Source organism: Acidiphilium sp. 34-64-41 (genome assembly GCF_002282635.1).
Taxonomy (GTDB): Bacteria; Pseudomonadota; Alphaproteobacteria; order Acetobacterales; family Acetobacteraceae; genus Acidiphilium; species Acidiphilium rubrum.
In genome coordinates, this window is the sequence record NZ_NCJX01000032.1 from 36634 (window position 1) to 55209 (window position 18576).

Here is an 18576-nt window from a genome sequence, read left to right on the forward strand (position 1 = left end):
CGGCGTTTTCGGTACTTAATGGACCGAAACTGGCGCCATTTCGTTTTGGACGATCGCTGCACGTGCCAGATTTCCGTCGGTCGCGATCGCCATCGGCGTACCGTTGGCGGAGAAAACGCCGAACGCCGGCCCGTTCGGCGTCATGATCGGTCGTACGTAGGCAATCTGCTCAAGGCCAAGTTCGGCGAGTTGGGCTTCGGTCATATGGTGCGGATCGAAAAAGGCGCGAAGCGGGAAAGCATCGGTCGAACCATCATGGGTTTTGACGTTCATGGTTGTTACTCCTGTTCACGGTCGCGTTCGTAAATTCGTGTCGTCACGGCATCGCTATCCAGAGACCGAGCCGGGTTGATCCCAGACGGGCTGGAAGCACCTTTTTTGATCGCGATCGTTTTGATCTTTGCCTCGGGCAACGGTCGGACGAGATCGATATGCAATAATCCGTTATCAAGCCACGCCCCCTTCACCTCGATGCCCTCGGCCAGAACGAAGGCCCTTTGAAACTGTCGCGCGGCTATGCCGCGATGCAGGAATATCCGGCCCTGTGTCTCGTCATTCTGGCGGCCACGTATGACCAATTGGTTATCTTCCTGCGTTATCTGCAGGTCGTCCATGATAAATCCAGCAACGGCGATCGTTATGCGCAAACTCGTCGTGCTGAGTTGCTCGATGTTGTAGGGCGGATATCCCTCGGATGACGTTTTGGCGGCGCGTTCAATAATCTGTTCCAGGTGATCGAAACCGAGAAACAAGGGCGAAGTAAACACTCTGGTCGTCATGGCCTCCTCCTTTCGAGCGAGACAATCGGAGCCCAACAGGCACTCCAGCTTCTCAGAATTGGGCATATTTGGCAGATTTTGCAAGCGGCGATTGATCGCAGCGCGGGGCAGGCGTAAATCGCGCGCATGAGTGATGCGATCGATCTGCCGCTAGAGGCACTGCCAGAGATATTGATCGTGCCGGATAAGCGGTTGCGGATGAAGGCGCGGCGTATCGGAGCCGAGGAGCGTGCCAGTGCGGCGCGCTTGGCGGACACCATGCTGTCGGTCATGTATAAAGCCCCTGGTATTGGGCTTGCTGCGCCGCAGATTGGGGTTTTGCTCAGACTCGTCGTGATCGATTTGGCCCCGGACGGCGCACCTGCGCCGATCGTTATGATCAATCCCGAGATCACGCGAGTCAGCCATCAATTGGTTTCGCGCGAAGAGGGATGTTTATCACTGCCAGGCCAGTATGCCGATGTGACGCGACCGGCCGAAATTGTCGTGGCGTTCGAGAGCGTGACCGGAAAGCGGGAGAGCGTCGAGGCGGATGGATTGCTTGCCGCCTGCATTCAGCACGAAATCGACCATCTGGATGGCATTCTGTTCGTTGATCATCTGTCGGCACTGAAGCGTAACATCCTGCTGCGCAAACTCGCGAAGGAGCAACGTGACAAGCTCAGCGCGGTAAAGCCGGTCCGCTGATGCGACTGGTCTTCATGGGGTCGCCGGCGTTCGCAGTGCCCGCCCTGCGGGCTTTGTGTTCTGCCGGGCACGAGGTCGCAGCCGTTTACTGCCAGCGCCCCAAGCCGGCAGGCCGCGGCCAACGGGTGACGCGATGCCCGGTTCATCAGGTCGCTGATGAGTTGGGACTTCCGGTTCGTACGCCGCAGCGACTGCGCGGCAACACCGAAGACGAAGATCATTTGCGATCGCTGGGCCTCGATTACGGCGTGGTCGTTGCGTACGGGCTGATTCTTCCGGCCGCACTTCTGGATGCGCCGCGACGTGGATGCCTGAACATTCACGCCAGCCTGTTGCCGCGATGGCGCGGCGCGGCGCCGATCCAGGCTGCGATTCTGGCAGGCGATAGCGAGACCGGCATCACGATCATGCAGATGGATGCCGGATTGGACACCGGTCCCGTCCTATTTGCCGAGCGTACCCCGATCGGCCCGGATGATACTTCGTCAACTCTGCATGATAGATTGTCGGTGATTGGCGGGCGAATGATCCTGCAGGCCCTGTCCGGAGAGTGGCCGCGCACCGCGCAACCTGAAGGCGGCACTTATGCGCCTAAGCTTTCGAAGGTCGATTCGGTGATCGACTGGAGGCGACCTGCCGGCGAAATTGAACGCCGGATCAGGGCGTTCACGCCTTGGCCAGGCACGGAAACGACCCTCGGTGGCGCGGTGTTGAAAATTGTCGCGGCGGAGGTTGTTGATGTTGTCGGCGAACCCGGAGTCGTTCTGGATGATAATTTCACCATCGCCTGTGGCGATCGGGCCCTGCGGTTGACGCGCATCAAACGGGCTGGCGGTGCCACAATGGACGGGGCGGCCTTTCTGCGCGGCCACGATGTTCCGATCGGGACGAGATTAGGGTGACACTGTTCGCCCTTAAACTCGAGTATGACGGCCGTGCGTTCGTTGGATGGCAGCGACAGGTAAACGGCGTCTCGGTACAACAAATCGTGGAGCAGGCGGCGGCTCGTTTGAGCGGTGGCCCTGTGGCACCGAGCGTCGCGGCGGGCCGAACCGATTCCGGCGTGCACGCGGCGGGTCAGGTTGTCCTGGTCGATCTGCCTGATCGGTTTAACGTCCATACGGTGCGCAATGGGCTGAATTTTCATATGCAACCCCACGCGGTCGTGGTCCTCGCCGCCAGCGTGGTCGGCGATCCGGCGTGGAGTCCACGTTTCTCGGCGATCGAGCGGTCCTACCGCTACGTAATTTTGAACCGGCCCGCGCGACCGGCGCTGGTCGCCGGGTTTGTCTGGCATGTACGAGATCCGCTTGATATCGTCGCGATGCAACAGGCTGCGGATGTCCTTGTCGGGCGGCATGATTTTACCAGTTTTCGTGCGTTGGCGTGCCAGGCGGCTTCTCCGGTACGAACCGTCGATCGCCTGAACATCAGCCGTTTTGAAGACAGGGTCGTTATAGATGTGGCCGCTCGCAGTTTCTTGCATCACCAGGTTCGGAATTTTGTGGGCACTTTGAAGTTAGTCGGAACCGGGCACTGGTCGGCAGCCCGGGTGAGCGACGTGCTGTTAGCGCGAAACCGCGCCGCAGCAGGCCCGACGGCGCCCGCGGGGGGGCTGACATTGATGCATGTCCGGTATCCGGAGGATCCATTTGCCGACCAGCAATGACGATGCGTGCCTTGTTCTGTTGCTTCAATCGACCGATATCGTCTAGAGGCATCATAAGACAAATTTATTTCGTCACCACGACAGGAGACCGACATAGCCAGACTACCTGCTCCGCCGACCCCGCCAAGCCGCGAAGGGCCGCGCGTCAATGAAGATATCCGTGTGCCCCAGGTTCGATTGATCGACCAGGACGGCGAAATGATGGGTGTTTTGACAACCCGGGAAGCCCAGCGTCGCGCCACGGAAGTAGGGCTCGATCTGGTTGAGATCAGCCCGAACGCCGATCCACCGGTTTGCAAATTGCTCGATTATGGCAAGTTCAAATACGAGCAGCAAAAAAAGAAGAACGAGGCGCGCAAGAAGCAGAAAGTCATCGAGATCAAGGAGATCAAGGTCCGCCCGAACATCGATGAAAATGACTATCAGGTAAAGCTGCGGGCGATGAAGAGCTTCATCGGCGAGGGCGACAAGGTCAAGGTGACATTGCGATTCCGTGGTCGCGAGATGGCCCATCAGGAGCTTGGCGTGAAGGTTCTGGAGCGGATCAAGATCGACATGGAAACCGAAACCAAGGTTGAGCAGATGCCGAAGATGGAGAATCGCCAGATGGTGATGGTTCTCAGTCCGAAGTGAAGCGACTGGGTTTCGTCGTTTGATCGGCTTTGTCACCGGGCTAAGCGCCGAGGCGCGGTTGCTTGCCAGGTTTAATGTGTTGGTCGAAGCCGGCGGCGGCACACCCGGGGGTGTTCAGCAGGCGGCCCTACGGGCTATCGCGCGCGGGGCGACGATTCTTGTCAGTTTCGGACTGGCAGGCGGGCTTGATCCTGGCTTGCGACCGGGCTCACTTCTGATTCCGAACTGGATCGTATCGGGACAGACACGCTATCGCTGCGACCCGGAACTCGTACGCCATATGGGCGGAGCGACGGTCGAGCGACTGACCGGCGCGGATGCCGTTGCCAAAACAAGCGCTGAGAAAGCCGCACTATACGAAACGACCGCCGCGGCTGCGGTTGACCTTGAGTCAGTCGGTGTGGCGCGAGTCGCCGCACTTCGCGAGATACCTTTTGCTGCGATGCGTGCAATCGCCGATCCTGCTGATCGGGCGTTGCCGCCGGCCAGCCTTGTGGCATTGGACGATCGAGGGCGGATTGTGATCTCCCGCGTGATCGCCAGCGTTATGCGTCGTCCAGGACAAATCGTGGACCTGATCCGATTGGCCCGCGATGCGTCGGCAGCCAGGCGTACCTTGTCACGGCAAGCTGCTCTATATTGCCAGCGTGAGGACGACGGGGACGTGATCTGAGCCGCGCGGCCAGTCGCGTGCGTCACTCAGAATGCGGTGGCGGGACAAGCATGTCTCGAGATCGCGCGACACCCAGATGTGATCAAGTCTCCGACCTCGGTTCGAAGCGCGCCAGTCGCGGTTGCGGTACGACCACCATGTGTAAAGTTTCTGGTCGTGTGGCACGAAGTAGCGGATTGCGTCGATGAAACCCTGCTCACGCCATTGGTCGAGGCCGGAGGTTTCCGCGGGTGTGTGGCTGACGACGCCAAGAAGTTGTCTGTGGTTCCACACGTCATTCTCAAGCGGTGCGATATTGAGATCGCCCACAAGAACGGTCCGCATAGGTGGGTTGGACGCGAAATGTGCTTTCGCCTCTGCGATGAAATCGAGTTTGTGCCCGTATTTTGGATTTGCCTCCCGGTCGGGGATGTCACCGCCGGCGGGTATGTAGAAATTGTGGACCGTTATCGGATGATCGCCGGTGAGTGCATTGGCGGCTATGTGGCGGCAATCGGATTTGCCACACCAATCTGGCATTGCCTCGATGAGTTGCAGTTCGAGCCGCGATAGAATGGCGACGCCGTTATACCCTTTCATCCCGCGCGTCAGGACGTGGGGTAGTCCCAGTCGGCTACCCAGATCGGAAGGGAACAGGGGATCCGGTGCCTTGGTTTCCTGGAGACACAAAATATCCGGTGCGCCATCGGCCATCAGCGTCGTAAGCAGGTCCTGCCGCAAACGGACCGAGTTAATGTTCCAGGTTGCAACGGTCAGCGTCTTGGTCATACCAGTTTGAACGATACCGCGCCGACACCTTCGACGGATCCATGAATACGACTGCCGCGCTCAACAGCGCCGACACCGTCCGGCGTGCCGGTAAAAATCAGATCGCCGGGCATCAGCGCAACCAGATTGGATAAAAAGACGATAATGTCTGGCACTGGCCAGATCATGTCGGCGAGATCGCCGGTTTGTTTGGTGACGCCATCAACCGACAGCGTGATCTGACCACGCGACGGGTGTCCGGCCGTCGCAGCGGGCGAGATCAGGCCGATTGGAGCCGATGCATCAAAGCCCTTGCTCATATCCCAAGGGCGTCTTAGCGATTTAGCCTCGTCCTGCAGGTCGCGCCGGGTCAGATCGACCCCTGCGGCGTAGCCGTAGACGTGGTCGAGCGCGTGGCTGGCCGGGACCAACTTGCCTGCTCGTCCGATTGCGACCACTAGTTCCATTTCGAAATGCAGCGAGCGTGTTGCAGACGGAAATGGCACCTGATGCGACGAAATAACCGCATCGGCTGGCTTGGTAAAAAAGAACGGAGGCTCGCGATCGGGGTCTGCGCCCATCTCACGCGCGTGTGCAGCATAGTTGCGGCCAACACAAAAAATCCGCCGCACCGGAAACTTCCCTCCGCCGGTGACAGGGACGCTCGGCGATGCGATTGGATCGATAACCCAGTCCGACATAAGAAATCCTCCGAAATATTGTTCTGGCGCGTGCCTTAGACGCCCCGCACCGCTGCACCAAAGCTCTTAAAAACACGTTGAGAGGCAATGTCGTGATCAAAGTCGTACTCCGGGTGCCATTGTACGCCGAGCAGGTATCCCCGGCCGGTTCCCGAAATCGCCTCGATCGTGCCATCGATCGCGCGTGCTTCGACGAGCAATCCGCGCGCCATGCGTTTAATGCCCTGATTATGGAGCGAGTTGACGGCCAGACGGGTGGTTTGGACGATTGAATCGAGCATGCCTTCCGGTCTGATTGCGATAAAATGTGCTTTTCCGACGCGGACAGGCCCGTGCGCCTGCATAGGCGTCGAATGATCGATTTTACCCGGTATATCTTGCAGGCGCTGATGCAGGGTGCCTCCCAAAGCGACGTTTAACTCCTGCAAACCGCGGCAAATTGCCAAAACCGGGAGACCTCGCTCGATCGCGCCGCGAACCAGCGGCAACGTGACCTGATCGCGGGCCGGATCCTCCGGAGCGTCTTCGGCAAGTTGCGGTGGCCCGCCGTAGAATTCCGCCGCCACATTGCTGCGGCTACCAGTCAGGATAAGACCATCCAGCCGATCGAGTAGGGTCGACACGTCGGCCCTCTTGCCATTGGCGGGGATCAAAATCGGTACGGCACCAACCACCTGATCAACAGCGCGGATATAAGTATCGGACGCTGCATGATTAACCATCGCGAAAACCCCAAAGGCCTTCTGACAACACGAAATACCAACCAATTTTGGAGATCGGACCACCATGGTGACTAATCCCAAATTCCGTACGTCATGTCACCACCCAGACTGCGGGAGTCAGGGATGCAGCACGTGCTAGTTTGGCGTGATGCCTTGAATATACTCAAAGTCCTTATTCGGGAATGGCTTTGCCGCATGTAGATCGTAGAGACTGACCTGCGTCAGCTGGCCCTGATTATCGGTCACCCGCCATTGACGAAGCTCCATCGGATTGGTGGAGAATACGAGGGTTATATGACCCTGCTGCGCTTTACCGGTCCTGATGAGACTTACCTGCAACTCGCCTGGTGGTTGGGATATTTTTGTCACCGTTACCTTACCAGACAAGTGAATTGTTTTGTCGAGCAGGATCCCAAGCGGGGTCGACGCAAGAGGGAGATTCGTCGTCTGATCGAGTTGAGGATCGTGGTAAACGAGAAGCCCGAATCCCGCGACAAGCAGCTGGGGGTTCGGTTTGTCATACTGAAAGCGCATCTTCCCAGGCCGCTGCACAATTGCTTCGCCGGTGCGAACTGAACCATCGGGGCCGACCTGCATGAATTTGGCGGTTATCGTCTTCAATCCATTCAGGTAGTCAGCGACCTGGGCCAAGACTGCGCTATTGCTGGTAGGAGGCGCCAACGTCGCAGCCACAGCCGCAGACCCAGGACCGGCACTCAGAACAAAACCCAAGGTCGCAAAAGCAACTCGCCACATGGTCATTAAACCCGCATCGTAATGTTAGCCTTCAAAGTCATCCGGCCACTGCAGACCGGCGTGGTGCCACATCGACCGGCGCACGGCCCGCCGCGATCAACTCGCCCATGACCGAGCGAATTTCGCGGAGAAATGCAGACCCTTTTGTTGTGCGTTGCACCAATACGCTTCGCCGATCTGCGGGATCCACTTTGCGGCGCGCCAAGTCGAGGTCGGATAGACGGTCGAGAGCGCGTGTGATTGCTGGCTTCGACACGTTGAGTTGCTGCGCCAAACCTCGAACGGTATGGGCACCTTCGTTGAGATAACACGTGAGAAAAACGCCAAGCTGGCGCGCGGATAGGTCGACACCATCGCGCCTGACCAGCGCGACTACAGTATCGCGCAGTATCCCAACAAGGTCATCTGATGTCATCTGCGTTGCCATGATTTACACTCCTCTTCGTTTGCGAACGGCGGAAATTTCCGAAGACCGCTCACCGGCCTCATACCGTATGGTATTTTAAGATCATTTCCTGACCGCCACGCACTAAGCTGTCATGCCGGTCCAACAACGATCGAACCTGCAACAGTTATGAGACTTCACGGGGTAGAACAAGACGCCGAAACATGAAAACATTGCAACACCGTTGCAAGACCCCGTGCCGTGATTTTGTCGCAATTCAATGGCGCCCCATATTTCCAAAGCGTTCAATAGCTGAAACCGTTGCTAAAAGTGATTGAGTTTCGCCGCCTTCCGGCCGCCCGGGCCGGCTCTGGTCGTTCCATGCATATGTGTCGATATGTGCCCACGACACATTGCTTGGTACAAAGCGGTTGAGAAATAGCGCCGCGACAACCGCGCCGGCCATCGGTTTGGACCCTACGGTGTTGCAGTCAGCGATTTTGCTGTCGAGCCATGAATCGTAGCCAGACCACATGGGGAGGCGCCACAGCGGATCCTGCGCTGCGTTACCGCCTGCGAGTAGGGCATTGGCGAGATGGTCGTTGTTCGAGAACAACGCGGGAATATCCGGGCCGAGTGCAACCCGAGCGGCGCCGGTAAGGGTCGCGAAATCGATCAGCCAGTCGGGTTTGGCCGTGGCGGCATCCGTTAACAGATCTGCGAGCACCAGGCGACCCTCCGCATCCGTGTTACCAACCTCGACCATCAGCCCGGCGCGTGTTTTGAGGACGTCGAGCGGCCGCATGGCCTGCCCGGATATGCTGTTTTCGACACAGCCGATCCGGACATCGAGGCGGACCGGCAAGTTCAACGCCATCACGGCCTGAGCGACGCCGAGTGCGATGGCCGCGCCTCCCATATCCTTTTTCATGCGGAGCATCGCGGTACTTGGCTTGATGTCGTACCCGCCGCTATCGAAACACACGCCTTTGCCGCAAAGCGAGATCAAGGGCAGGTTCTTGTTGTCGCCCCACTGAAATCGTAACATTTGCGGGCGCCGCGATGATCCGGCACCCACCGCAGCCAGCGCCGGGTAACCATAGTTTAGGGCGTCGCCAGCAATTCGTTCAATTTTGGCGCTAAAGCGCGATGCAAGGTCAGCGCCGGCGTCTGCCAATTCTGCGGGGCCGAGCAGGTTGGCAGGCGCGTTGATTAAATCACGTGCGTCAAAGATGGCTTTTGCCAGAACATCTGGCCTAGAACTCACGCGTGGGACGGTGATACGAGCCGGCGTGTGTGTGTGCGGTTTGAACCGATCATACCGATATGCGCCACGTTCGATCGCAAGGACGGCTTGCTCGGCATCGTAGCTGCCGGCTGCTAAGACCCAGCGCATGTTGGACGGTAAGGCGTCGCTTAATATTCCGAAAACAAAATATGTCTGATCGTCGCCAAGTCCAAGTAGCGCACCGGCGATGCCGTTTTGGCCGGGTATCAGAACAATCCTCCCCTCCTGGCCAGCGAAGTCTTGAGCCGTGATAAAAGCCGCGATGGGCTCGTCGCAGGTTTTAAGGAAATCTTGCAGTTCCGATGGACGCAGCGGATATACCGGCAGGGCTGCTGGCTCGGAACTGATGGTTTCAACGGAGATGGCTGAAGCGTTCATGGATTGCCTCTTTTGTATTCGGCGACACATAGCGTTTGGCGCTCCAAGCGCAAGTGTAGCGACCGGCGCCGGTTATGGCTCTCGGCTGTTCGCCGCAGTGGTGGGTCAAATGAGTTGGACGAATGCCGGGGGGATTGAGAAATGAATTATGCATTCGGGCAAGAGAGCGGCCGATTTCATCCATAGCCGTAAGCGTTAGGGAAAAAGTTGTCCACAAGATAAAATATCGCACGAAATCAGGGGGCTAGCTCACAGACGCGTAACACTAATGTCATATACAAGGGATGATAGCTTATATGAATCAGTATTTTATCTCGGTTTTGGTAGAATATCGTATGATCGGAGGCGGGTGTTGAAACGCGTGCCCGTACAAGGCTGGTTTTCAGTTACGCACAGAGTTATCCACAACAAACAGGGATTGGTAGTTTGGTGGACTGCACAGTGACGGAAAGCATCGCGAAGGCGGGCGCCGAGGTCATTTTGTTAGCCTTGTCGACCCTGCCCACTGGGCCCGGCGTTTATCGGATGGTCGATGCAACCGGTAACGTACTTTACGTGGGAAAGGCGCGGAGCCTGAGAAAGCGCGTCGTCGTCTATACACAAGTGAATCGACTGCCGGAGCGCCTGCGGCGAATGGTTTCAGAGACCGTCGGGCTCGAGGTTGTCACAACCCATACCGAGGCGGAAGCCTTGCTGCTTGAGGCCAATCTGATCAAGCGGTTGAAGCCGCGCTACAACATTTTATTGCGTGATGATAAATCATATCCTTGGCTTATGATCACAACGGACGGTACGTTTCCTCAACTGACCAAACATCGTGGCGCTCAGACCCGCAAAGGTGCCTACTGGGGGCCGTTTGCGTCAGCCTGGTCGGTCAATCAGACTATCCAGGCGTTGCAGAGAGTCTTTTTACTGAGGACGTGTGCCGACACGGTGTTTGCCAACCGATCGCGCCCTTGCCTGCTGCATCAGATCAAGCGCTGCTCGGCGCCTTGTGTTGGCCGAATATCGCCCAGCGAATACGGTGTGACGGTCAATCAGGCCAGAGCATTTCTCTCGGGTAAGGCGGGTACCGTGCAACGAGATCTGGCCGCGGAAATGGAGGCTGCTTCCGCGGCGCTGGCGTTCGAGCGCGCAGCAGCGATTCGCGACCGCATCCGCGGCCTTACTCACATCCAGGGTTCTGATGTTATCAATCCTGAAAGCATCGCGGATGCTGATGTGATTGCAATATACCAAGCGGCCGGGCAGTTCTGCGTTCAGGTATTTTTTATTCGCGGGGGACGAAACAACGGCAATCGCAGCTTCTTTCCGTCGCAAGCCAGGGGTGAGGGCGCGGCCGACGTGCTCGCGGCATTCATCGCCCAGTTCTATGACGATAAAACACCGCCGCCACTGATTTTGCTTAACGAATCGGTGTTTGAAATCGACTTGCTCGCCGAGGCTTTGACGTTGCGGGCTGATCGCAAAGTCGAGATAGCTGTGCCGCAGCGTGGCGAGAAGCGCGACGTTGTTCTTCACGCGGAGACGAATGCGCGTGAAGCGATGGAACGCAAACTTGCGGAGTCTGCTGGTCAGGAAAAGCTCCTGGCTGCTACCGCGGCATTGTTTGGCCTAGATCAACAGCTTACCCGTATCGAGGTCTATGACAACTCGCACATCATGGGCACCAACGCCTATGGCGTAATGGTCGTCTCAGGGGCAGATGGATTTGTGAAATCTGCCTATCGAAAATTCGCGATAAAGGGACCGATTACGCCCGGCGATGATTTTGCCATGATGCGTGAAGTTCTGACACGACGCTTCTCGCGGATTATGGCGGAAGATCCAGATCGTACCGATGGGACTTGGCCGGACCTTGTGTTGATCGACGGTGGCGTCGGGCAGTTGTCGGCCGCGCAGGCGGTGTTCGATGATTTAGGCATTCGCGATGTGCGATTGGTCGCCATTGCCAAAGGACCCGACCGGGATGCCGGCCGCGAATGGTTTTATCAGAAAGACCGGCCGCCTTTCCAACTGCCGGCGCGAGATCCGGTTTTATATTTCTTGCAGCGGTTGCGGGATGAAGCACATCGCTTTGCCATCACGACCCACCGCGCCGGCCGGAGTAAGAAAATCACAACGAGTGAGCTTGATGAAATTGAAGGTGTGGGGGCGGCGCGAAAGCGGGCATTACTCAATCACTTTGGATCTGCTCGTGGTGTCAAGCAGGCTGGCCTTCGCGATCTAGAGGCTGTTTCAGGTATTAATAAGGCAATAGCCAAGCTGATCTATGCGCACTTTAACATAGGGGCAGGCGTTGAATAATATAGATTTATCTATTAATAAATACTCAGTATTGACAAAGATTTTGCGTGACACAACTTAAGATTTAATGTCAAATACATCCTCAGGTTGCGTATTGTCCGTTCGCAACGATTGGGGGATTAGATGTCCGGAACGCTCAACGCAACTGTCGATCACGGTATCACTCTAGTTTCGCCGACTTACGGAAATCCGCTTACTGTCTCAGGCGACGTTTTAGCTAGCGTTGGTGATGGGATTTTTGCAGCGACAAATTGGACCATCGATAATGGTGGTACCATATCCGCAACGAGCGGAGAAGGAATATTTCTTAAGGGCGGCGGTGTCATCGATAACTCGGGGATCGTTATCGGCGTAAACGCCTACGGCATCACTTCGACTTCGGCGCCACTGACCCTCTTGAACAGCGGCTATATTCATGGCGGTAAGGCAGGTATTGCTGTTAATGATATTGCGGTTAATCAAGGGCAATTAATCGTTGATAATCTGATGGGAGCCACGATCAGCGGAGGCTTGGCTGCGCTGGAGGGTGTAAAGTTTTCAGGTGACGGACCAGCAACGTCAACTATGGTCAATGACGGGGTGATGAGCAGCGGGAATACGTCCGCGGGCGGGGGCGTCGGCGTTTGGGTAGCTCTGGGGTCGTTCACCAACACATCGACCGGCGTCGTCTCCGGGGGCAGCATTGGGATTAATGTTGGCGACTATTCAAACTTTTCAAATTTTGGTGTTGATACTGGACAGGTAGGCCTCGTTGTAGGAGCGAGTCAGAATGATGTAACTATTATCGATGGAGGCACGATTACAGGCGCTGGCGGAGAGGCTGTTTCGTTTGCAAAAGGGGTTATCGCCGATTCTTTGACCTTACTGCCTGGTGCGGTCCTTAATGGATTTGCGAACGGTGGAGGTTCTGCGAATCTGATTTTCGGGGGAACATCGGTTGGGACAATGGCGAATCTCGGCCACGAGGTTTCATTGTTTCCGACAATTTCGCTGAGCAACGGTGCCGCGTGGGAGTTCGCGGGCACTTCGGCCATGACCGGCCAGGCTTTATTTGATAACAACGGAGCATTGATCGAGAGGAACGGGGACTCGCTGTCAATCACTTCCTCCATGTCCGGAACGGGCACCATCGATCTATCTGGCGGCACGGTGGCGCTTGGTAACGTGGTCGGAGCTGGTCAAGTGGTTGATTTCCAGGGTGGACAATCTGCTTTGCTGCTCACAGATGGTCACAGTTTTTCCGGTGAGATCGCGAGCTTTACCTCCGGCGATACGATTGAGATCATGGGCTTCGGCGTGAACGAGACCGTGACCTCACACCAATCGGGCAACCTTTTCACGTGGACTGCTGGCGGTCTATCCTCATCAACAATCACGTTTGCGACAGATCCTGGCACGCTTGCTCTGGTGTCGATGGGGCCAGTTTCGTCGGTGACGGCGGCGTATGAAATCGTCGCTCCCCCTTGCTTCCGCGCAGGAACACAGATTCTAACGCCAGACGGCCCCCGTGCAGTCGAAGATCTTCGAACGGGCGATACGGTCGTTACCCACGATGGTCGAGCTAGACCGTTGATATGGGTTGGTCAGCGATGGGTCGATTGCGATCGCCACCCAAACCCAGAAATGGTAATGCCGATCGTTATCGAGCAAAGCGCGTTCGGACCAGGGGTGCCGTCGCGGGAATTATACGTGTCGCCGGATCACGCAATTTATTGCGGAGGGGTGTTCATTGCAGCGAAGCAATTGATCAATGGCATTTCCATCAAGCAGATCGATGTGCCGGAGGTGATGTACCATCACATCGAGCTCAAAGAGCATAGCGTGGTCTGGGCAGAAACGCTGCCCGTCGAAACTTATTTGGACTGCGGCAACCGACATAATTTTGTCATGCCGAGAGGGTTGGTGTCTCTCCATGCGGATTTCGCCGCACCGCAATGGGATCGCGACCGAGCTTTCGCCCCGCTGGTCTCGGAAGGGGATGATTTGACCGCAGCGCGGTTGCATTTGCATGAGCGTCTATGTGAGCGGGGTGTTCGTCCTGTTGCGGGGCGATTTGACGTGTTCGCCGATGGTCGCCTCTTGACCGCAAAAGGTGCGGATGACGGGCAACGAATTTTTAGCCTTCCAATTGAGACATCTCGCCTCGCGATCAATTCAACATCTTCACGGCCAGCAGACCTCGACCCCGCGTCGCTGGATTGTCGTCGTCTCGGGGTCGCCATTACGGATATCACGGTGGATGGTAGGCTGATTGATGCGGACGACCAAAGTTTCATGTCGGGCTTTCATTTACCCGAGCGCCGCGGTCGACGTTGGTTTCGCTGGACCGACGGTGCGGCGGTTTTTGATGCCTCTGGTGCGAGGGAGGTCGCCTTTACGGTGCAGGCGGTCTCACCGATTTGGCAGGCTCCGGTGACGTTGAAGCAGCCAAAAACGCGTCTACGCGCTTTGGAATTGCATTCACAATGACCTGGTTAATTCCGAGAGCGGCTTGGTGAGCTGCCGCGACGGCGACGTCGCCCCAGTACGGTGCCATCTGGTCGGGAGTCAGATCGTGTAGCTGACTGACCTTGCCAATAAAGGCACCGCTCTGGCTATGGATGAGCCAGTCTAGTTCAACGATATCAGACGCCGAAACCCCGGATTGATGAGGACTTGGCAATACCTTAACGACGCCGGAAATGATGAAATCGGCATCCTGTTTGTGCTCAACGAGGACGACGCCTAGTTGTGCAAGCTCTCGCCGGACATCAAGTGCTAGGGCGTGATCGCCGTCGCCTGGCGCGCCTGACACTTGAGCGAGCAGCGCGCGGGCCGGACGATTTTCGAGCGATCGGGGGTTGCTTTGCTGCACACTCGCATTGATGGTTCCCAGTTGCTGTGCCAGATCAGGCGCGGCCGATGTGGCTGCGGCGTTGAGTGTTGCAGCATTTCCGTCCGACCATGCTTGACCGGACACGGCCGCGCCAGTTGATTGGCCATAGACCTTGCCAGTTGGCCCAATGATGGTGAATGTAGGGACAACCTGATTGCCGGAAAGTTTGGCGCGCGCCATCAAGCGCCAGTCAAATTTGCCAGCTGGGCGCGCTATGCTGGGAACGTCTTCGGCGACCAGAGCTTTGGCTAAATCGTTGGCGTAGAGATGGGATGCCGAGTCTCCGAGCAACGCGTCATGCGGCGGCGGAATGATGAGGACCGGTGGCGGCGGTACCGATAAAACGGCACCCTGGGGACCTGGGCGCCCTAGAAAAGGCTGCGGCAGCGTGCCACAGCCGGCAAGGAATGCCGGCATAAGGAGAACTACGTAGCGGTTCATGCAGCATTCCGAACGATGGAAATTTGGTGTCCGCCGCCACCTTCCGCGCGCCTGGTACGACGGCGATGGGAGAAAAACAAATCCTCTTCGGCGTAAGTATCATGAGGTATGGTCATTGCGTCGATACCGCCCGATGCCAGACGTTTGGCTGCGTAGCCCGAGAGGTCGAACTGCCAGTGATCCTCGTTGGTCTGGCTGAAAAAGCAGATATGCGCGGGTTCGCGTGAGACGATGGCGTTGTGAAGATCGGCGCCGACCTCATAGCTTCCGCGTTGGATGCAGGGACCGACAACAGCGAAGATCGTTTCGGCGCCCAAGGCTCGCATGGCTGATACCGTAGCTTCAAGCACGCCTGCGGCGGCGCCGCGCCAACCCGCATGAGCCGCACCAACAATGCGATTTGTTGAGTCAGAAAAGAGCACCGGCGCACAGTCGGCCGTGATTACGCCGAGCGCAATGCCAGGGCGGTCGGTGACCATAGCGTCCGCTAGCGGAGCATCGCCAGTCGTCCAACCCGTGGTGACGGTGACCACGTGCGTACCGTGCACTTGCTTGAGTCCAAACAGGGACGCTGGATCGGCACCAATTGCCCGAGCGGCGCGGGCGCGGTTCTCGATGACGTGGACTGGGTCATCCTGTCCCGACATGCCGCAATTTAGACTTTGGTAGGCTCCCGTCGAAACGCCGCCTTGACGGGTAAAGAATCCATGCGGAACCATCAGATCGCCTGTCAACATTTTGATCATGATGAAAATCCAGCAAGTTCTTGAATCGAAGGATGGCTGATCGCGATCGCCTTGAACAGGTTGCCCATCGCTTCCGGTGCGGTGAGACGCCGCGACGCCGCAATGAGTTTAAAGGCTTGTTCCGGTGATGCGCGCTTGCCCAATTGATTTGTTCTTTCGTGGATACCCAGAGCGGTCAGGAAATGGCCCTGGGTGATCGGACCCCAGGCTTTCGCCCCGGCACGCCGGATGGCGCTCGTCAGTCGTTCGAAATCGACGTGAGCTGTGAGGTCCGCGGAGCCGGGATTGCTCGTGGGACTGACCGGTTGACGGTTGCTGATTGCCTGGAGTGTCTCGCCGGGCCCGCTTCGCATCGGTCCGTAGTCGATCATTAAGGCCACACCGGTCGTCTCAACGAGACGATATGCCAGTGTGGCAACGAGGGCTTCGGCGATCGGATTTCGTTCGTATATCGCACCACAAGTCTCGTCCTGCATGATGAAATCTGTCGGTAATTCAATAAAACCGTTGTCGCGGACGTGGCGTTCCATCCAGCCATCAGGTCGGCGGATGAATTGGCGGATGGGCAAGGCATCGAGGAATTCATTCGCAAGAAAAATCATCGGGCCTTGGGGAAGCGTGGTCAGATCGGCATGAAACGTCGCGTTCGGCTGTTTTTGTTCGAGGCTCGACATCAAGCGGGGTGATGTTTCGATGAAATGCAACGATAGCGCAGATGCGAATGCAGGGACTGAGCGCCCGATCGCGCGAAGGGCATCGTTCATCAGTGTGCCGTTTCCGGGACCTGCCTCGACCAGTAGTATATTCCGCGGTGCTCCCATAGTCTGCCAGGCCAGTGCCGCCCAGAGGCCGATAAGTTCACCGAATACCTGCGATATTTCGGGCGATGTCGTAAAATCGAGAAAGGGATCGTGCGTTGCATAATAGGCCGCGTTGGCCCGAGCCATGAAGTGATCAAGTCGTTCGGTCACGCGGCAATTGCCGCATGATGGCTTGATATGCGCTTGGCACGCCAGATCATTGCGGCACCAATTACCATCATCGGCAGTGATAGCAGCTGGCCCATGGTCAATCCGAACATAAGGTAGCCCAGGAACCAGTCAGGTTGGCGAAAGCACTCTGCCGTGGCCCGGGCGATGCCATAGCCCATCACAAACACGCCGGCCAAATAGCCTGGTTGGCGGCGAATTCCTTCGATACGAGAAAGCGTGAACAGGACAATAAACAGCACCAACCCTTCAAGCGTGGCTTCGATCAACTCGGATGGGTATCGAGGGACGTTGGACCCTGACTGCGGATAGATCATGCGAAACGGAAACCAGCCGGGTGCCGGGCGGCCCCAAAGTTCACCGTTGATGAAATTCGCGATGCGGCCGAGGAACAAGCCTATGGGAACCGGCACGGCAACACGATCCGCAAAATACCAGGGGTCCAGCCTATGGCGGTGGCAGTAAATCAGGATGGCCACCGCAACACCGATCATACCGCCGTGAAAGCTCATGCCGCCATCCCACACCGCATACGTACGACTGAGGTGATCCAGAAAATAGACGGGCTGATAAAACAGGATGTAGCCGATCCTGCCACCGAGAACGACCCCAAGGGTCGCCCAGGAGAGAAAATCGTCAACCTGTTCGTGGGTCGCGACGACTGGCGTTTCGCGAACCAAACGCCTGATCAGGCGCCATCCCACGACCAGTGCGGTGATATATGCGAGGGCATAATAATGGATTGCGAAGGGACCGAATTTGACCAAGATCGGATCAAAATGCGGCCAGACGTATACGTTGGTCATCGGTAGGGGTCCGGTTGGTTCAGGAAATCGGTCACGTAGCGGGTAATGCCGTCTTCGAGTGATGTGAAGTTCGGGTTAAAGCCGGCGGCGCGGAAACGCTGCATCGACGCCCGAGTGAAGGATTGATATTGTCCTATCAGCCGGTCAGGCATCGGGATATAGGTTATGTCGGCCTCGGTACCATGGGCAGCACAAACAGCCCGAGCCAAATCGGCATAGCAGCGGGCGATGCCGGTCCCCAGGTTGAACAGCCCATTGACCGCGGGATGGTCGAGTAGAAATGTCAATCCGGCGATCACATCGTCGATCCAAATGAAATCGCGCGCTTGCTCGCCGTCTGCAACGTCAACTTGGTCGGAACGGAACAGCGTTATGGGATCGCCAGCCCGAAGCTGATCGTGCTTGACTTTCACGACCGACACCATCGATCCCTTGTGATATTCGTTAGGTCCGTAGACGTTGAAGAACTTGAGCCCGGCCCATTGCGGTGGCCGGTTTCGGCCTGCCGCGCACTCGCGGATAACCCAAAGATCGAACGCGTGTTTCGACCAACCATAGAGATTGAGTGGGCGCAGCCGCTCCAGCGCTTCAATTTCTTGCGCATCATCGAAGCCGGCTGAGCCGTCACCGTATGTGGAGGCGGAGGATGCATAAATAAATCGGACGCCTCGGGCCGCGCACCAGTGCCAGAGTTCCTGGCTTAGTGTAACGTTGGTGCGCCAAACCAGATCACCGTTGGTTGAGGTTGTCTCGCTGATCGCGCCCAGGTGAACGATAGCCTCAATCGGAGGGTGGGTGGCGAGGTAGTCGGTCAGTTCGTCAGGGTGAATGACCTCTGATGGCGGGTGTTTCTGGAGATTCCGCCATTTTCCGGATTGTCCGAGTTCGTCGACGATGACGATCTCCGTCATGCGCTGATTTAAGGCAGCATGAAGATTAGACCCGATGAAACCTGCGCCGCCCGTGACCAATATCATGCAGGGGCTTATAGTCA

Annotated in this window: 20 protein-coding genes; 7 read left to right on the forward strand and 13 right to left on the reverse strand. The window is 57.2% G+C overall.

Features of this window, described 5'->3' with window-relative positions; translation table 11 throughout:
- Positions 1–15: 15 nt before the first annotated feature.
- The gene (locus B7X49_RS08790; RefSeq protein ID WP_265637527.1) at positions 16–273 is read right to left on the reverse strand and encodes a DUF1150 family protein; all 258 of its coding nucleotides are present in this window, start codon (positions 271–273) and stop codon (positions 16–18) included.
- A 5-nt stretch (positions 274–278) separates the two neighbouring features.
- Positions 279–779, reverse strand: a complete 501-nt coding sequence (locus tag B7X49_RS08795) for an Hsp20 family protein (protein ID WP_029311837.1) — start codon at positions 777–779, stop codon at positions 279–281.
- Positions 780–905: 126 nt separating this feature from the next.
- Here B7X49_RS08795 and def point away from each other — a divergent pair, with 126 nt between their 5' ends.
- From def to B7X49_RS08820, 5 genes are all read left to right on the forward strand, one after another.
- Positions 906–1466 (forward strand): peptide deformylase, encoded by a 561-nt coding sequence (gene def, locus B7X49_RS08800; RefSeq protein WP_286702257.1) that lies wholly within the window; start codon positions 906–908, stop codon positions 1464–1466.
- On the forward strand, positions 1466–2368 hold the full coding sequence (gene fmt, locus B7X49_RS08805) for a methionyl-tRNA formyltransferase (protein ID WP_286702256.1): 903 nt from the start codon (positions 1466–1468) through the stop codon (positions 2366–2368). Before def ends, fmt begins: the two co-directional genes overlap by 1 nt.
- Complete coding sequence (gene truA / locus B7X49_RS08810) at positions 2365–3135, forward strand: tRNA pseudouridine(38-40) synthase TruA (RefSeq protein WP_286702255.1); 771 nt, start codon at positions 2365–2367, stop codon at positions 3133–3135. The genes fmt and truA overlap by 4 nt, the downstream gene beginning before the upstream one ends.
- 93 nt (positions 3136–3228) lie before the next feature.
- Positions 3229–3768: a translation initiation factor IF-3 gene (gene infC / locus B7X49_RS08815; protein WP_029311833.1), complete on the forward strand. Its 540-nt coding sequence runs from the start codon at positions 3229–3231 to the stop codon at positions 3766–3768.
- Between the two features lie 19 nt (positions 3769–3787).
- Positions 3788–4441 carry a hypothetical protein gene (locus tag B7X49_RS08820; protein WP_286702254.1) on the forward strand — a complete coding sequence of 218 codons (654 nt, stop codon included), beginning with the start codon at positions 3788–3790 and terminating at the stop codon, positions 4439–4441.
- Here the strand turns inward: B7X49_RS08820 and B7X49_RS08825 are convergent.
- From B7X49_RS08825 to B7X49_RS08850, 6 genes are all read right to left on the reverse strand, one after another.
- Complete coding sequence (locus tag B7X49_RS08825) at positions 4403–5209, reverse strand: exodeoxyribonuclease III (RefSeq protein ID WP_286702253.1); 807 nt, start codon at positions 5207–5209, stop codon at positions 4403–4405. The genes B7X49_RS08820 and B7X49_RS08825 overlap by 39 nt on opposite strands.
- A complete protein-coding gene (locus B7X49_RS08830) occupies positions 5206–5889 on the reverse strand; it encodes a fumarylacetoacetate hydrolase family protein (RefSeq protein WP_286702252.1) in 684 nt (227 codons plus the stop codon). The genes B7X49_RS08825 and B7X49_RS08830 overlap by 4 nt, the downstream gene beginning before the upstream one ends.
- Before the next feature lie 35 nt (positions 5890–5924).
- Entirely contained in the window at positions 5925–6677 is a 753-nt protein-coding gene (locus B7X49_RS08835) for a gamma-glutamyl-gamma-aminobutyrate hydrolase family protein (RefSeq protein WP_286702251.1), read from the reverse strand.
- Positions 6678–6746: 69 nt separating this feature from the next.
- Positions 6747–7373: an outer membrane lipoprotein carrier protein LolA gene (locus tag B7X49_RS08840; RefSeq protein WP_286702250.1), complete on the reverse strand. Its 627-nt coding sequence runs from the start codon at positions 7371–7373 to the stop codon at positions 6747–6749.
- 31 nt (positions 7374–7404) lie between these two features.
- A complete protein-coding gene (locus B7X49_RS08845; RefSeq protein ID WP_286702249.1) occupies positions 7405–7794 on the reverse strand; it encodes a MarR family transcriptional regulator in 390 nt (129 codons plus the stop codon).
- A gap of 235 nt (positions 7795–8029) precedes the next feature.
- Positions 8030–9418, reverse strand: coding sequence for a M17 family metallopeptidase (locus B7X49_RS08850; RefSeq protein ID WP_286702248.1), 1389 nt, complete (start codon positions 9416–9418; stop codon positions 8030–8032).
- A 441-nt stretch (positions 9419–9859) separates the two neighbouring features.
- Between B7X49_RS08850 and uvrC the strand changes: the two genes are divergently transcribed.
- Together uvrC and B7X49_RS08860 are read left to right on the forward strand one after the other, a co-directional pair.
- Entirely contained in the window at positions 9860–11725 is a 1866-nt protein-coding gene (gene uvrC / locus B7X49_RS08855; protein ID WP_286702247.1) for an excinuclease ABC subunit UvrC, read from the forward strand.
- 123 nt (positions 11726–11848) lie between these two features.
- Positions 11849–14194, forward strand: a complete 2346-nt coding sequence (locus tag B7X49_RS08860) for a Hint domain-containing protein (protein ID WP_286702246.1) — start codon at positions 11849–11851, stop codon at positions 14192–14194.
- Here B7X49_RS08860 and B7X49_RS08865 read toward each other — a convergent pair.
- Genes B7X49_RS08865 through rfaD form a run of 5 tightly spaced genes read right to left on the reverse strand, consistent with a single transcriptional unit; the run spans position 14100 to position 18559 of the window.
- Positions 14100–15041 (reverse strand): hypothetical protein, encoded by a 942-nt coding sequence (locus B7X49_RS08865; protein WP_286702245.1) that lies wholly within the window; start codon positions 15039–15041, stop codon positions 14100–14102. The two genes, B7X49_RS08860 and B7X49_RS08865, sit on opposite strands and share 95 nt — an antisense overlap.
- Positions 15038–15787, reverse strand: a complete 750-nt coding sequence (gene pgeF / locus B7X49_RS08870; protein ID WP_286702244.1) for a peptidoglycan editing factor PgeF — start codon at positions 15785–15787, stop codon at positions 15038–15040. The genes B7X49_RS08865 and pgeF overlap by 4 nt, the downstream gene beginning before the upstream one ends.
- The gene (locus B7X49_RS08875) at positions 15784–16758 is read right to left on the reverse strand and encodes a class I SAM-dependent methyltransferase (protein ID WP_286839036.1); all 975 of its coding nucleotides are present in this window, start codon (positions 16756–16758) and stop codon (positions 15784–15786) included. The genes pgeF and B7X49_RS08875 overlap by 4 nt, the downstream gene beginning before the upstream one ends.
- Positions 16755–17582: a prolipoprotein diacylglyceryl transferase gene (gene lgt, locus B7X49_RS08880; protein WP_286702242.1), complete on the reverse strand. Its 828-nt coding sequence runs from the start codon at positions 17580–17582 to the stop codon at positions 16755–16757. Before lgt ends, B7X49_RS08875 begins: the two co-directional genes overlap by 4 nt.
- Positions 17579–18559 (reverse strand): ADP-glyceromanno-heptose 6-epimerase, encoded by a 981-nt coding sequence (gene rfaD, locus B7X49_RS08885; RefSeq protein ID WP_286702241.1) that lies wholly within the window; start codon positions 18557–18559, stop codon positions 17579–17581. The genes lgt and rfaD overlap by 4 nt, the downstream gene beginning before the upstream one ends.
- Positions 18560–18576 lie beyond the last annotated feature (17 nt).

What these genes read in the sequence shown, in the direction of transcription:
- rfaD (WP_286702241.1), bottom strand. Translation starts at nt 18,559, where the DNA reads ATGATATTGGTCACGGGCGGCGCAGGTTTCATCGGGTCTAATCTTCAT.
- B7X49_RS08795 (WP_029311837.1), bottom strand. Translation starts at nt 779, where the DNA reads ATGACGACCAGAGTGTTTACTTCGCCCTTGTTTCTCGGTTTCGATCAC.
- B7X49_RS08835 (WP_286702251.1), bottom strand. Translation starts at nt 6,677, where the DNA reads ATGGTGGTCCGATCTCCAAAATTGGTTGGTATTTCGTGTTGTCAGAAG.
- lgt (WP_286702242.1), bottom strand. Translation starts at nt 17,582, where the DNA reads ATGACCAACGTATACGTCTGGCCGCATTTTGATCCGATCTTGGTCAAA.
- B7X49_RS08840 (WP_286702250.1), bottom strand. Translation starts at nt 7,373, where the DNA reads ATGACCATGTGGCGAGTTGCTTTTGCGACCTTGGGTTTTGTTCTGAGT.
- B7X49_RS08825 (WP_286702253.1), bottom strand. Translation starts at nt 5,209, where the DNA reads ATGACCAAGACGCTGACCGTTGCAACCTGGAACATTAACTCGGTCCGT.
- B7X49_RS08865 (WP_286702245.1), bottom strand. Translation starts at nt 15,041, where the DNA reads ATGAACCGCTACGTAGTTCTCCTTATGCCGGCATTCCTTGCCGGCTGT.
- B7X49_RS08850 (WP_286702248.1), bottom strand. Translation starts at nt 9,418, where the DNA reads ATGAACGCTTCAGCCATCTCCGTTGAAACCATCAGTTCCGAGCCAGCA.
- fmt (WP_286702256.1), top strand. Translation starts at nt 1,466, where the DNA reads ATGCGACTGGTCTTCATGGGGTCGCCGGCGTTCGCAGTGCCCGCCCTG.
- B7X49_RS08860 (WP_286702246.1), top strand. Translation starts at nt 11,849, where the DNA reads ATGTCCGGAACGCTCAACGCAACTGTCGATCACGGTATCACTCTAGTT.
- B7X49_RS08790 (WP_265637527.1), bottom strand. Translation starts at nt 273, where the DNA reads ATGAACGTCAAAACCCATGATGGTTCGACCGATGCTTTCCCGCTTCGC.
- B7X49_RS08830 (WP_286702252.1), bottom strand. Translation starts at nt 5,889, where the DNA reads ATGTCGGACTGGGTTATCGATCCAATCGCATCGCCGAGCGTCCCTGTC.
- def (WP_286702257.1), top strand. Translation starts at nt 906, where the DNA reads ATGAGTGATGCGATCGATCTGCCGCTAGAGGCACTGCCAGAGATATTG.
- B7X49_RS08845 (WP_286702249.1), bottom strand. Translation starts at nt 7,794, where the DNA reads ATGGCAACGCAGATGACATCAGATGACCTTGTTGGGATACTGCGCGAT.
- pgeF (WP_286702244.1), bottom strand. Translation starts at nt 15,787, where the DNA reads ATGATCAAAATGTTGACAGGCGATCTGATGGTTCCGCATGGATTCTTT.